11 protein-coding genes are annotated in these 14954 nt (G+C 56.6%); all 11 read right to left on the bottom strand.

Features of this window, described 5'->3' with window-relative positions; genetic code table 11:
- Window positions 1–18: 18 nt before the first annotated feature.
- On the bottom strand, window positions 19–1854 hold the full coding sequence (iolD, locus tag J5274_RS22050; protein ID WP_219275075.1) for a 3D-(3,5/4)-trihydroxycyclohexane-1,2-dione acylhydrolase (decyclizing): 1836 nt from the start codon (window positions 1852–1854) through the stop codon (window positions 19–21).
- 1 nt (window position 1855) lies between these two features.
- Complete coding sequence (gene iolC / locus J5274_RS22045; protein WP_219275074.1) at window positions 1856–3793, bottom strand: 5-dehydro-2-deoxygluconokinase; 1938 nt, start codon at window positions 3791–3793, stop codon at window positions 1856–1858.
- A gap of 76 nt (window positions 3794–3869) precedes the next feature.
- Window positions 3870–4655, bottom strand: coding sequence for a TIM barrel protein (locus J5274_RS22040; protein ID WP_219275072.1), 786 nt, complete (start codon window positions 4653–4655; stop codon window positions 3870–3872).
- Window positions 4656–4663: 8 nt separating this feature from the next.
- Window positions 4664–5674 carry a Gfo/Idh/MocA family protein gene (locus tag J5274_RS22035; RefSeq protein WP_219275070.1) on the bottom strand — a complete coding sequence of 337 codons (1011 nt, stop codon included), beginning with the start codon at window positions 5672–5674 and terminating at the stop codon, window positions 4664–4666.
- A 1-nt stretch (window position 5675) separates the two neighbouring features.
- Window positions 5676–6578 (bottom strand): sugar phosphate isomerase/epimerase family protein, encoded by a 903-nt coding sequence (locus J5274_RS22030; protein WP_219275069.1) that lies wholly within the window; start codon window positions 6576–6578, stop codon window positions 5676–5678.
- A 43-nt stretch (window positions 6579–6621) separates the two neighbouring features.
- Complete coding sequence (locus J5274_RS22025) at window positions 6622–7542, bottom strand: substrate-binding domain-containing protein (RefSeq protein ID WP_219275068.1); 921 nt, start codon at window positions 7540–7542, stop codon at window positions 6622–6624.
- A 71-nt stretch (window positions 7543–7613) separates the two neighbouring features.
- The gene (locus J5274_RS22020) at window positions 7614–8624 is read right to left on the bottom strand and encodes an ABC transporter permease (protein WP_219275678.1); all 1011 of its coding nucleotides are present in this window, start codon (window positions 8622–8624) and stop codon (window positions 7614–7616) included.
- A gap of 34 nt (window positions 8625–8658) precedes the next feature.
- A complete protein-coding gene (locus J5274_RS22015) occupies window positions 8659–10197 on the bottom strand; it encodes a sugar ABC transporter ATP-binding protein (RefSeq protein WP_219275066.1) in 1539 nt (512 codons plus the stop codon).
- Window positions 10198–10265: 68 nt separating this feature from the next.
- Window positions 10266–11192 carry a sugar ABC transporter substrate-binding protein gene (locus J5274_RS22010; protein WP_374113765.1) on the bottom strand — a complete coding sequence of 309 codons (927 nt, stop codon included), beginning with the start codon at window positions 11190–11192 and terminating at the stop codon, window positions 10266–10268.
- A gap of 280 nt (window positions 11193–11472) precedes the next feature.
- Window positions 11473–12501, bottom strand: coding sequence for a substrate-binding domain-containing protein (locus tag J5274_RS22005; RefSeq protein WP_219275064.1), 1029 nt, complete (start codon window positions 12499–12501; stop codon window positions 11473–11475).
- 600 nt (window positions 12502–13101) lie between these two features.
- The gene (locus tag J5274_RS22000; protein ID WP_219275061.1) at window positions 13102–14952 is read right to left on the bottom strand and encodes an ABC transporter ATP-binding protein; all 1851 of its coding nucleotides are present in this window, start codon (window positions 14950–14952) and stop codon (window positions 13102–13104) included.
- Window positions 14953–14954 lie beyond the last annotated feature (2 nt).

Raw genomic sequence — 14954 nt, 5'->3', positions numbered from 1 at the left:
TTTCGGCCTGTCGAAATGTCAGTTAATGCGCTGGCGAGCGGTATTGGTCTCGTAATGGGCGCGGGCTTGTCTCAGCTTGTCCGTATCGCCGACTGCTGGGACGGAGACATCCCACCATGCACCGCCGATACCCGGACCAGTTTCCGCTTCGGTGTCGATGACGATCACGGTCGGGATCCGTCGATCGCGGGCGAGCACGATCTCCTTCTCGAGCCCGGCAATACCGTCCACCTTCAATGCATGCGCACCCATCGAAGCGGCATGGGCCACGAAGTCGATCTCGGGCTGCACCTCGATGTTGCTGTCCTTATACATATTGTTGAATTCGGCGCCGCCGCACTCCTGCTGGAGCCGATTGATGCAGCCGTAACCGCGATTGTCCGTGAGCACGATCGTGAAGGGGACGCGCATCATCACGGCCGTCGCGAGTTCCGAGTTCGCCATCATGTAGGAGCCGTCGCCGACAAAGCAGACGACCTCCTTGTCCGGTGCCGCCAACTTGATGCCGAAAGCTCCGGCGACCTCGTAGCCCATGCAGGAATAGCCATATTCCATGTGATAGCCGCCGGCCGCCGACCTCCAGAGGATCTGCAAGGCACCCGGCATGGTTCCGGCCGCGCACATGGCGACAGTCTGTGCTCCGGCGACCCGTTGCACTGCGCCGATAACCTGGGCATCCGATGGCAGCACATTTTCGCTCGTCTGCGCCGGGGCTGCAGTTACCTGATCGGTCGCCTTGAACCAGGCATCACGGGCGGCAAAGTCCGGATCGGCAAAACGATTCTCGCCAAGACCCTTGGAAATTCGCTCCAGCGCCACCTTAGCATCGGAAACCAGCGGAATGGCGCCATGCTTGGCTGCATCGTAGCCGGTGAGGTTGATGGACACGAGCTTGCGGTCTGCTTTGCCGAAGATCGTCCAGCTTCCCGTCGTGAAGTCCTGAAAGCGCGTTCCAACTCCCAAAATCAGGTCGGCCTTCGCAGCGATCGCGTTACCGCAATCCGTGCCCGTCACGCCAGGAGAGCCGAAGTTCAGCCTCTCCTCCCAGTCGATCGCCCCTTTGCCCGCCTGCGTCTCAACCACGGGGATGTTGTGCTTGCGGGCAAAGCCCAAGAGTTCTGCATCGGCGCCGGAATAGAGCACGCCGCCACCGGCGACGATGATCGGGTTCTTCGCAGCCTTAAGCGCCGTCACCACATCCTCGACCTCGCGCATATCCGGCTCCGGTCGCCGAATGCGCCATGTCTTCGTGTCGAAGAAGGATAAAGGATAGTCGTAGGCTTCCGCCTGAACGTCCTGGCAGAAGGCGAGCGTGACGGGACCGCATGTGGTCGGGTCCGTCATCACCTGCAGGGCGCGCGGAAGTGCGGTCAGAAGATGCTCCGGCCGGGTGATCCGGTCGAAATAGCGGCTGACCGGACGGAAGCAGTCGGTGACGCTCATCGTGCCGTCGTCGAAATCTTCGATCTGCTGGAGAACCGGATCCGGCCGGCGATTGGCAAAGACGTCTCCAGGAATGAAGAGGACAGGCAGGCGGTTGACATGGGCCAACGCTGCGGCCGTCACGAGATTGGTCGAGCCGGGGCCGATGGAAGACGTCACCGCCATGGCTTTCCGGCGGCGCTTCGTTTTGGCATAGGCGATTGCGGCATGCGCCATCGTCTGCTCGTTCTGTCCGCGCCATGTCGGCAACTTTGCACCAATACCATGCAGGGCCTCGCCGATGCCGGCGACATTGCCATGGCCGAAGATCGCCCACACACCCTCGATAAAGCGGTCCCCGTCTTCGGTCATCTGCACGGAAAGCCAGCGGAACATGGCTTGTGCCGCCGTCAGGCGAATGGTGTCGATCATGTCAAAGTCCTCCCTGCGACGGAGCCGCCGCTTCGTTTACTTGCGCCGCCGTCCGCGCTGTGTCCCAGAGGACGCAGAGGCGACGGTAGCGCGCTTGCATATCCTGTACGGCTTCCACATCGCTGATCTCACCGGCAAGCCATTCTCGGGCCGCCTTCGCGAAGATCGTTCGCCCCACCGCAAAGCCCTTCACCAGCGGGAAGCTTGCCGCGATCTTGAAACTCGCGGCCAGCTCGTCCTCCGGCGCATCAAGGCCGAGGACGACAATGCCGCGTGTGTTTGGGTCGTTGTCGGTGATGGCGCTACAGGCATTTTCCCAGGCTTCCCCGCTTGCCATCGGCTCCAGCTTCCACCAGTCGGGATAGATGCCAATGCTGTAGAACCGGCGGATCAATGCCGCATTGGTGTTGTCATCAACACCGCCCACCTTCGACGGAATGATCTCCAGCAGAAACTCCAGGCGGTTTCGCCGCGCGGCGGCGAAAAGCCTTTTGATCGTGTCTTCCTGGGCGTCCCGCACATCGGGGGCATCGTCTGGATGGCAGAAACACAGAACCTTAACGACATTGTCCAGTGGCCATTCATCCAGCCCACCAAAGTCGGGACCGATTTCAGGCTCCAGGGTCAAGGGACGGGAGGCCGGCCATTCGACGGGCCGACCGATCCAAAGACCCGTGCCGGATGCCGCCTGAAGAGCGCGGCGCCCAAGCCGATTGTCACATAAAATGCCGTAGCCGGACTGTCCGTTGTGCACTTTGAGTGCCGCCTGAAGGCACAGTTCCTTAAAACGGCTGATTCTTTGCGGTGTGGCACCCTCCATCACTTCCAGTTGGACACGGTGATCGAAGGCGAAAACCCGCATCGTCGACCAGTCATTATGACGGTTGGTTGCCCAATGGATCTGCTCCAGCTCGGAATCGTGGCGCAGCGCCCTGTTCGTGACACCGCGTTTCAGGAAAAAATCGAGCTCCTGCAGAGAGGGATATGCGGGTGTGCAGCCGTGGCGGCTGACCGCGAACGCGCCGCAGGCATTGGCATATTGCAGCGCTCGGGGCCACGGTGCGTGTTCCAGCCACCCTTTAATGAGACCGGACATGAAACCGTCGCCCGCACCCAGCACGTTGAAGACCTCGATGGGGTAACCCGGACCGCTTTCGCCTTCGTTGAGCGTATTGGGGATGGCGCCACTAAACGCGACGGCCCCATCGGCACCGCGCTTGCAGACAAGCGTTGCGCTCGACACACTGCGCACCGCACGCAAAGCCTTGATTGTGTCGGTCGAACCGCCTGCGATATGAAACTCTTCTTCTGTCCCGACAATGAGGTCGAAGAGGTGAAGCGTCGCCTGAAGCTTGGCCGTAACAGAACCACTTTCAACAAAACGGCTCTCGCCGTCTCCATGGCCCGCCAGGCCCCAGAGGTTCGGTCGGTAGTCGATATCGAGCGCGGTTCGCGCGCCGTGCTTTCGCGCCAGCTCCAGAGCTTTCCGCACAGCCTTTTCGGTTCGCGGATGGCTCAGATGGGTGCCGGTCGCGACCACCGACAGTGAACGGGCAATCAGCGCCTCGTCAATGTCGTCTTCGCAAAGCGCCATGTCGGCGCAATTTTCACGGTAAAAAATAAGTGGGAATTTTTCTTCGTCACGAATACCCAGCAGAACCAGCGCCGTTAGCCGCTCTGGGTCTGTCTTCACACCCGTGACATCGACACCTTCGCGCTCAAGCTCCTCACGAATGAAACGCCCCATATGCTCATCACCAACCCGTGTGATCAGGGCAGAACGCAGACCCAAGCGCGCGGTGCCAGCAGCGATATTGGTGGGGGATCCGCCGAGATATTTGTTGAAAGACCCCATATCTTCCAAGCGGCCGCCGATTTGAGCCCCGTAAAGATCGACGGAAGATCGTCCGATCGTGATGACATCCAGTGATTTGTTCATACTATTCTCCGGCATCGCGGCAGTTCGTGGGCATACCCGTGCCAGCACGTTTCGCGCAGGCACGGGCGTTGTTGGATCAAAGCTGAGACGATACGTAGTCCATGCTTTCGCGAACGGACGTCTCGGGATCAGAGAGCTGGTGGACCTCCTCCGCAAACGGCTCAAAACTATAAGGGCCTTGGTATCCAGCGGCTATGAGGGTCTTGATCTGCGCAATGTTTTCCAACCGGTCATGTGAATCGACCAAGACACGATGTGCATCAAGCATGTCGTCTACCCGAACGCTTGGATCGACGACGCCCGAGATATGAACGAGACCCGTCCTGTCCGGGAAGAACTCGGTTTCACCCGCGAGATGATGATGAAACGTATCGTGCATAAGTTTGTAGACATCGCTGCCTTCGGCAGCATCGATGGCACGCAAGGCCTCCTTCTTGGTCCGAAGCGATGAGATCGGGAAGCCAAGAGGCTCGACGAGCCCGGTCAAGCCGCGCTCTTGCAGGATGGGCTTCATGGCTTTCAGCGCTGCGACGAGATCATCGAAGGACACCTTGGTGCCATCGTTCAAGGGGCACATGACCAGCGCCTTCGCACCGCTGGCTGCCGCATAGTCGGCAAGCGCCAAAGCTTTAGCGGGCAGGTCCCCCGACCATACGTTAAACGGGTAGAGAGCGTTGATCGAGACGATGTCGACGCCAGCCTTTTTTGCTGCCTCCTTGACGTCGGCGGGATCCATAGTGTTGACGACATCCGGAATGTCGTTGCGGATTTCGACCTCCGTCAGACCGAGACGACGGGCTGTGTCAAAGAATTCCCCGAGCGGAAGCTTTGGAGCCGTGATGTGGTTGATTGCAAAGCGCATGGAAGACCTCAGTTATAAAGGGCCGGACGGGCGGGAAGGTTGATGGCGATGGCCGTACCTTCGGCTTCCTGCGCGCTGACGCAGGCATCCGATGTGATCGCGGCGACGTAGCCGTCCCACGAAGTCGGACCGGAGGCGGTCCCTTTGGCGGCCGCATGGATGAAATCCTGTAGTTCAACATCGTAGCTGGCGATGAAGCGATCCTTCCAGTCCGTCAGGATCTCGCTCTGCTGCTTGGCGCCGAGACGAATGGGAATGGCCATCGGATCAGGCAAGTTCGCGATGCCGTCCTCGCCAACCACTTGGCACTGGATGTCGTAGCCGTAGTGGCAGTTCACGAAGATCTCGACGTCGATGATTGTGCCCTTGGCGGTTTCGAGGATGACGATCTGGGGATCGCGAAGCTTTGCATGGCTACGGGCGGAGGCCCGCGGAAAAAGAACGCGGGCAGAAACGTAGTCGTCGTTGAGCAGCCACCGCAACACGTCGATCTCGTGGATCATTGTGTCGTGGATCGCCATCGGGGTTAGGTATTGCTCGGGCACGGCCGGGTTCCGGTGCGCTGCATGGACCATGATCGGCGCACCGATCTGGCTGTCGACCACCTTCTTCAGGGCGACGTAGCCCGCATCGTAGCGGCGCATGAAGCCGACCTGCACCAGACGTTTTCCATGGGCGACTTCCGCATCGACGATGCGCTTACCGCCATCGGCGGTCGTGGCCAGAGGCTTTTCGCAGAAGCATGGCTTGCCGGCAGCGATCGCTGCCAGAACGTATTGTTCATGCGTTGCGCCCCAGGAAGTTACGAGAACGGCATCGACATCCGGCGACGCAATCAATGCCTCGCCTGTATCGAAGATCGCCGCATCCGGCGCAACGTCTGCCTTGACTGCTTCCGCCGACGCCCTGTTGACATCACTGAAGGCGACGATCTTTGCCCCACCGAGGACGTGATTGATCCGACGCGCGTGGTCACGCCCGATAGCACCCGTCCCGATAACCCCAATTCTAACTGTCATTTCAGGCATCTTTCCAGTATTTGGCTACATAGCGCCGGGTTTCGTTGAGCATGAAGCGCGCGCTCTCATCAACGCGGTCTTCCCATGCGAACACGCAGTTGGAGAGGACACCGTCGAATTTCATGTCTGCGAGCGTCGCGAAGAAAGTATCGAAATTGATCTCGCCCTGACCAAAGTCGGTGTGTTGATGGACGCGCACCTTGGAACCCGGAGGGTTGACGATGTAGCGGAGCTCCGACGACTTGTTGTGGTCGTAAGTGTCTGCCAGCCTGACATGCACCAGATGCCCCTCTGTCGCGCGCAAATTGGCGACCATGTCGGGACCGTAGAAGAACGTGTGCGGCACGATGAACGAGGCTTTGACAGACGGCGAGTTGATCGTCTTGATGATATCGACGGCCGGTGCGATCTGTTCGATCCAATCTTCCGGATGCGCTTCCAGCGACAGGGTAAGGCTCTCCTTTTCGAGGAGCGGCACAAGAATATCCATGGCGCGGAAGAACTGAGCCTCGCAGGTTTCGGGACGATGAAGACCGGAGCGGTCGTTCAGGCTGCGGTCCGGCGAGCCGCCGCGACCGAACTCAGAAACGAGCATCGGGCCATCCATCTCGACCGCGATCTCGATGACGCGCTTCCAGTTGTCGATCGCATTATCCCACTCATCCTGATAGGGGCTCGCCCAGCGGTACATTGGCTGGAGCGTCGCAAGGCCAACACCGTGATCCTTCAGCGCCTTCTTGAAGCTGGCGACGCGCTCCGGATAAACCTTCGGCCTTGTCCACCAGGAAAGGAAATCGGGACGGGGCGACAGTTCCACGTAGTCATAGCCGAGATCGGCAACTTTCCTGCAGGTGTCTTCAAGCGACAGATGCCGGAACATATGGGGGTCGAGTGTGTGTTTCATTGAAAGCTCCCGTAGGTCGACGGTAGGTTTGAACCTTGCCGCATTACTTGTAGGTCGGCAGGTTTTCGGGTGTGACGAGTTCGAAGGGCACCCAGAGCGTCTTCTCAACATCTTCGCCGGCTGCCATTTTGGCGGCAGCTTGAATCGCGACCTCGCCCTGCCTCGTCGCATTCTGGTAGACGGTGATGTCAATATCGCTGGCCTTCATAGCCGCGAGACCATCCGGCGTCGCGTCAATGCCTGCGATGACGACATCCTTCATATCGACGCTGGCAGCCTTCAATGCTTGTGAGGCGCCAATGGCCATTTCATCATTGTTGGCAATTACAGCGTCGAACTTCACGCCAGCCGTAAGCCACGAGGAAACCAGATCTTTGGCCTGTGTTCTGTTCCAGTTTGCAGTTTGCTTTTCTGCCACCTGGATTTTGCAGTCAGGGCTAGCGAAGATGCCCTCGACATCCTTGGTGCGAACCAGAGCCGCATGGTTTTCGAGTGGTCCCATCAGGATAACGGCCCGGCCCTTGCCGCCCATGAGCTTGCAGGCCGCCTGTGCCTGCATGGTGCCGGAATCCGTTTCATTGGAGCCAACAAAGGCTGTGCCTGCGGGCAGACCGGAATCGAGTTCAGCCGGCGGATGGTTCACATAGACGAGCGGTATCTTGGCGTCAGCAGCCGCCCGCGTAATCGCCGCCGTCGAGTCACCGTCAACGGCATTGACGATGATGGCATCGACCCCGTTTGCAATGAAATTCTGCACCTGGCTTAGCTGCTTTGCAGGGTCTAACTGCGCATCTTCCGTAACCAGATTGATGTTCCCGGCGTGCTCTGCTCCAGAGCGGATGCCGTTCAATAGGATTGCCAGGAACGGGTTATCGAACGACGTCATGCTGACGGCGACCCGAGTCTCGGCCATGGTAGGAAGACCGATCAGGCAAAGTGCTACCGTTATCAAAAACTTCTTCATTGAATTACTCAACAGATCTGATTTTCAGATTTACCAAACATCCCGGCGAAGGGGATTGATGGGGTTAGGTGTCAGGATTTCAAGCGCTTGCGTTGCCTGTACATGTCAGCCACCACGGCTGCGACAATGATCACGCCCTTGAGCATTTCCTGGTAGTAAGCATCGAGCCGCAAGAATGTGAAACCGGAGATAATGACGCCGAAGATGACCATGCCGATCAATGTTCCCAAAACCGATCCTCGTCCGCCTGACAACGAGACGCCCCCGATCACGGCCATGGCAATGGCGTCGAGTTCGTAGCTGATGCCCATACCTGCCTGCGCTGTCAGGCCGCGTGATGCCACGACGATCCCCGCCAGCCCCGACAACAGACCGGCCACCGCGTAGACCTTTACGATATGGCGTTCGACGTTGATGCCGGATACGCGTGCGGCCTGCGAATTGGCGCCGATCGCATAGGTAAATTTTCCATACCGGGTGTAGCGCAGGACGACGTGCATGATTGCCGCGACCGCCAGAAAAATCGCAACGGGCGCCAAACCCTTGCCGATCGCTGCGAAACTATCCGTTGGGAAGCTGATGGGCTGGCCTTTGGTGTACCATTTGGCAAAGCCACGCGCCGTCACCATCATGCCCAGGGTTGCAATAAAGGCAGGGATCTTGGTGTAAGCGATCAGCAATCCATTGATCGCACCGCAAATAAGACCGACGAGCAAACCGGCCACGATAGGTACGATGACGGGAAGATCAGTCAGGCTGGGGTATAGCGCTCTTTCATACGAGCCAACTTGCGCCAGACTCATAGAGATCATCGCCGTTGCCCCAACGATTGAACCAGAGCTAAGATCGATGCCGTTGGATATAATGACTTGTGTAACACCAATTGCGATGATCCCGATGACCGAGACCTGCAAGATCATGATCGACAGGCGCTGTGTGTTTCCAAGAAAGCTCTGTCCCTGCAGGATCCAGCCGAGAAGTTCGAACGTCAAGGAGATACCAATAAGGACGAGAAGTATCGTCAATTCGGGCGGCAACCGACGCCGGGCTGGCGCGTCGTGGGCACTGGTTTGTGTCGTCATATTCATAATGCAATATTCCTCCCACGGTGCACGACTAGCGTGCAGCTAGGTCCATTATTTTGACTTGAGATGCTTCAGCGCGATCGAGCACGCCTGCGACGCGTCCTTCATGCATGACGACGATGCGGTCACTCATTCCCAGCACTTCCGGAAGTTCTGACGATATCATCAGGACAGCGACCCCCTCAGCTGCCAAACCGGTGATGAGTCGATGTATTTCCGCTTTGGCTCCCACATCGATGCCGCGGGTCGGTTCATCAAGAATAAGAATGCGCGGCTTTGTCAGCAGCCATCTCGCGATCAGCAACTTCTGCTGGTTTCCGCCTGACAGGTTCTCAACGGCTTCATAAAGGTTCGGGGTTTTTACCCGAAGCGTTGCCGCCATGTCCTCGGCGAGCTTTGTCACCGTCGCCTGGTCGACAAATCCCGCCTTGACGTGGGAGCGCGTGATCAACGCGGATTGAATATTTTCAAGGCAATTCAAGATCAGGAAACAACCCGTTTCCTTGCGGTCCTCCGTCAGAAACGCAAGACCCTGTGACATCGCGGCGCTGGGACTGTCGATGCTGACCGGCTGGCCTTCAATTAGAATTTGGCCCGATGTCGCTGGCGTAACCCCGAAGATGGCTTCAGCGACGTTCGATCGTTTGGACCCGACCAAGCCCGCCAGACCCAGGATTTCACCTCGTCTTAGAGTAAAGGAGATATCGTGGAAGACGCCAGGGATTGTAAGGTTTTTCACTTCGAGGATCACATTGCCAATGGGGCAATCGATCTTGGGGAACATATCAGTGATGTCACGGCCGACCATCATACGGATGATATCGTCGCGATTAACATCTTTCGAGAAATGTGTACCGACGTATTTGCCGTCACGGAAGACCGTAAACTCATCGGCAATCTCGAACAACTCGTTCATCTTGTGCGTGATGTAGACAATTCCAATGCCGCGTTCACGCAAGCTGCGGATGATGGAAAAGAGGTGCTCAACCTCACGGTCGGTCAACGCCGAGGTCGGTTCGTCCATGATAAGGATAGATGACTCGTAGCTCACGGCGCGAGCAATCTCGACCATTTGCTTTTGCGCCACCGTTAGCTCCGACACTTGCGAACGAGGATCGAGTGAAATGTTCAAACGACCGAAAAGCTCCTCCGACATCTTCACCATTTTGGAATGGTCTATGAGGCCGAAACGGTTTTTGGGCTCCCGCCTTATCCAAATGTTTTCGGCCACGGTCATCCAGTTCATCAACTGAAGTTCCTGGTGGATCATCGCGATGCCCTGCTCAAGTGCATCGAGCGGCGATTTCAGGACTGTTGGGACGCCACGAATGCGGATTTCACCGGCATCAGGCTGGTATATTCCCGCAATGATTTTCATGAGCGTTGATTTGCCGGCACCATTTTCGCCCATAAGGGCATGGACCGTTCCGGGTCGAACACGCAGTTGAACATTATCCAGTGCAACAACCCCGGGGAATTCCTTGCGAATTCCTTCGATTGAAAGCAGACCATCAACTTCGGTAGCGTCGAGCATCCGTTTGATAGCCGCCGCTGTTGTGGGACTGACCATGGCTTTTCCTCCGTCACTCCGTCCCGAAGGAGAAGGCATAGCCATCCCCTCCGTTACGCAGAGCTATTTTAGTTCTTGGCCTGGTAGTTCTTGAGATTTGCCGGGGTAACGAGTTCGAATGGAACGTAACCCTTCTTCTCGATCGTCTGGCCGCCAGCAAGCTTAAGCGCAGCATCGACGGCGCCCCTCCCCTGCCCGGCAGCATTTTGGAAGACGGTGACATCAAGATCGCCTGAAGCTACGGAAGCAAGGGCATCCTGTGTGGCGTCGATGCCTGCGACAACAACAGACTTCATATCCTTACCAGCCGCTTTCAGCGATTGGATAGCCCCAATTGCCATCTCATCATTGTTAGCGATGACGGCATCGAATTGAACTCCAGCCGACAGCCAGTTGGTCATAAGATCGGCGCCCTGGGTGCGTGACCAGTTGGCCGTCTGCTCTTCAACAATCTTGATGAAGCTGCAGTCCGGTGTCGCAATCACGTCCTTGATGTCTTGGGTTCTGGTACGAGCTGCCTGGTTGGACAGTTCACCCATCATAACGACAGCTTTGGCTTCCTTCTTGCCGGCTTCCTTCAGAATGCGACAAACTTCTTTCGTCTGCAGAGTTCCAGACTGTTTTTCGTCGGACGCCACGAATGCCTGTTTTTCAGGAAGCTGATCGACATTCACCGGCTGTCGATTGACATAGACAAGCGGAATACCTGCGGCGGCAGCTGCCTGCGAAATTGCCGCAGTTCCATCCGTGTCAACGGGGTTGACAATGATTGCGTCCACACCAGAAGCAACAAAATTCTGGACTTGGCTGAGCTGCTTGCCAACGTCGTTCTGCGCATCTTCGACTTGGAGGGTAACACCGTCCTTCTTTTTCGCGTAGTCCGTCATGCCATTCCGAAGAACGGTAAGAAAGTTATCGTCGAAAAGCGCCATAGAGACGCCGATTGTTTGGGCAGAAGCGGATGTCGCCAGCAGTGTTGCAAATGCGACGACCATGAGATGCTTTTTCAATTGAAGTTCCTCCTCAAAATGTCACCAGTCACCATCGCTCTTTAGAAAAGACAGCACTACTCCTCCTCCGATTTGCAACGGTCAGCAGGAATCGGAAACGTGAGCGATACTTTACTTGTTGAGTTCTGGGCGACGGCCTCCTGTCTCCGCCGTCGCAAGGCACAATTGTCTGAGAGAGATGATGTGGTCAACAGCTCCTTGACAGCTATATCTTTCAGCCGTGATAGAATCAGACAGTCAGCGCCTGCCATTATCTATCAAACTATCATAGACTTTCAGGGACCCATAAATGGGCAGGGAAAAATCGCTGCCCCGGACTTTCCGCCATGCCGTGCTCTATGGTGTGGATCATCGTAGAAATCAGATCGCTGCATAAGTCGCGCAGCGGGGTTTGAAAAACACCGGAAATTCTGCGCTCCAGCAGTGCCTGTCTGGACTGCGGTGTAAGTTCGTTGACAAGGCAAGCGATCTGTTCGGAGCGCGGACTTTGATTGAGGGCTTCGATGACGCCTTCCATACCGCCGCCAATGCAATAGACTCCGATAAGGTCCGGATGACGTGACAGCGTATCCATCATCATCTCATAGGTTAGGTGACGCGTTTCTAGATTAATAAGTGCGTCCAATACCTGAAAATCTGGGGCGAATTCACGCATGTAAGCCCGAAATCCCATTTCTCTCAGAGAATGTCCATGGAAACGGTGACCACCCAGGAAAAGGAGAACTTTGCCGGGGCTTGGTGAGAGTTTTGAGATCAGCCACGCGGCGCTACGGCCGACCTTCATGTTGTTCGTTCCGAGATATGCTTCTCGAACCCCTTGAGCGAAATCCGTCAATAGAGAAAATGTGGGAATACCTTTGGCCTTCAATGCAGAAACGGCGGCGGTTACGTCGTGATGGTCTGGACCCGTAGCCGCAATGGCAGATACCTTTCCAGACAAGCCCAGCATCATTTCCGACAGTTCTGTCGGCTCGCCTGTTTTCAAATACTGTATTGTGATTTGGATGTGGCGATCCTTGACTGCGGCGGCGGCCATCTGGAGTTCAGAGGCAAACAACTGGTAGAACTCCTGCCGTTCCTTTCTAAGGACAATGCCGAAGGAGTACATCGGCAAATCAGCCATCATCCTTTGACGAATTACATTCGTTGCATGAAAGCTCAGGCGCTCTGCAGCGGCGAACACTTTTTTTGACGTCTCTTCACGGACAGGCAAGCGGCCGTTCAAGACGCGGTCTACCGTCGCGACACTCACACCTGCGGCTTTGGCAACATCCGTGATAGTGGGGCGTTTCATTCCTACCTCGCGGCATAATCGTTTCATTTGTGCTGGTTTTCTGCCAGCCGATGAGAGAACACAATCATTTCAAATCGGTGTTGTCGATGATATTCTCGAATTGGAAGGTCGTGGCCGCGCATCTCCGCTGCTCAGCTTCCCTCATCGTTGCCGCGGTGAAGAGCTATGTCGCCGAATTAGGAGGACGAGGCATCTTGGAGGTCTCAAATCCCGGCATTGCCGCAAAGCAATTCCCGGACCTGATCGATGAGGCCGTGCTCTGGATATGAGCCATGGGCGATGACGCGGCACCCATGCCTGAGGAGATAGATGAAATTGTTGAGAGCGGGGTTGTGATGTTCCTGAGATTCTAGCGGGCAACCTGATCCTGACGAACGGCTGCGTCTCCTGTTGGGGTCGGTACCCGTAAGGGAGGAGTGAGGTTAAGAGGATCGCACATGTCGCTCGCGCAAAACGCTGCGGCATGAGGCGCGAGTAGTTGCCCTCCATTATTCATGTCTCTTCGAGATTTGCCGTATCGTGGCGGAATTCTGTCGCCATATGGAGGCATGGCTGCCAATGCAATCTTTTTGCAGCGAGATTTTCAATCGACTGGGCTAGCTATTCATCCTCTGGAATGAAGCCACCTGTCTGGCGCTTCCACAGACGGGCAAACAAGCCATCGCTCATTATCAGCTCCTCGGGCCTGCCCTCCTCCACGATACGGCCATGGTCGAGAACAACGATCCTGTCCATCATCGCAATTGTCGATAGCCGATGTGCGATGGCAATGACCGTCTTTCCCGCCATCAGCAGTTCGAGCTTTTCCTGGATGGCCGCCTCCGATTCACTGTCGAGGGCGGATGTTGCCTCATCCAGCACAAGGATGGGCGCGTCCTTTAGCAATACTCTGGCGATGGCCACGCGTTGCCGTTGACCGCCGGAAAGTTTGATGCCGCGGTCGCCGACGAATGCCTCGTAGCCCTTGCGCCCTTCGCCATCTGTGAGATCGGCTATGAACATGTCAGCCCGCGATGTCTTTGCCACTTGTTCAATCTGTTGCTGCGTCGCCTCTGGGCGGCCGTATCTGATGTTATCACCAACAGAACGGTGCAATAGCGCGACATCCTGCGCGATCACACCGATGTTGCGGCGAAGGCTTCCTTGGGTGACCTCGCTGATGTCCTGTCCGTCGATCAGGATTGCGCCATTCTGGATGTCATAAAACCGCAGCAAAAGGCTTACAAGTGTCGTCTTGCCGGCGCCGGAAAGGCCAACCAGGCCGATCTTTTCGCCAGCCTGGATGGTCAGCGAAAGATTATCGATCACGGGTTTTCCAGACTTGTAGGTAAAGGACACGTTTTGAAACCGAATTTCGCCGCGATCGACCACCAGGTCAGCAGCGTTGAGCTGATCAACGATTGTGGGTGGCGTCGTCATGACCGGCATCGCGTCCTTGATTGTGCCAACTGCCTGGAAGATCTGCTGGCCCATTTGCAAGAAGACGAAGATCTGCGTGGAGAGTCGCTGAAGAATATAGACGGCGCCGACAAACTGGCCGACCGAGAGGAAGCCCTTGACCAGCCCGGAAAATCCGATCGACAGGATGCTTAGCCACAATAGCGTGTTGAGAATAACCACAGCGAGTTCGGAGGTGCGGTAAATGCGCTGTTCGCTCTGTTGCGTTTGGACGGACTTCTGAATGGTGCGACGGATCGCGCCTGCCTCGCTGTCTTCGGCCGCGAACTGCTTGATCATCTGCATATTGGTGTAGAGATCGGTCAGGGCGCCAGCAACCAGGCTTCGCTGCTTTGCAGTGCGGCGAGAGCGCTCTGCAAAAGTGGGGACTGTTTTGACGGTGTATGCCACGTTGAGCGCGATCCAGATGACAACAGGCAGGGCGAGTTGCCAAGACAGAGCGCTGAGCAAGACCACGGAACCGATCATCTGCAGTAAGAAGCGCGGAACAGTCTGGAAGGCAGCAATGATCTGCTGCTGAACTGCGGAAGATACCTGCTGCAGACGTGAGGCGACCTGTCCGGCAAATAGCTCGTGGAAGAAAGCCAGATCCTGCCCCTCGACCGCCTTGTGGCCCTGCCATTGGATCGCCGCAGGCATGCCGATACCAAGTGTATGCGATTGAAGCGTGTTGAGTAAGAACGAGGCGATCGGCATTGCGGGGAAGATCAGGAGCCCCAAAAAGGTCAGCAACGGCCATTCATCGGCCAGGAAGGCGGAAGCACCCTGCCTGGTTACGCCATCGACGATGACCGACAACCCCCAAACGATCGACAAGTTGATCGCTTCCATCGCCATCGCGGAAAATGCTAGTAGCATCAGGACGCCGCGAAACATTGATATGAAATGCAAGAGAACCGCGACAGGCCCTGTGGGTGGAAGAGGTCTATAGGGTATATCTAACGGGCGGATCAAATTTTCGAACGGACGATAGATTATGTCTGAAATTGACACGG

The sequence above is a fragment of the Rhizobium sp. L51/94 genome (genome assembly GCF_019355555.1).
GTDB lineage: Bacteria > Pseudomonadota > Alphaproteobacteria > Rhizobiales > Rhizobiaceae > Rhizobium > Rhizobium rhododendri.
The sequence above is the reverse complement of the archived record's forward strand: the minus strand, read 5'-3'. Positions and strand labels throughout refer to the sequence as shown.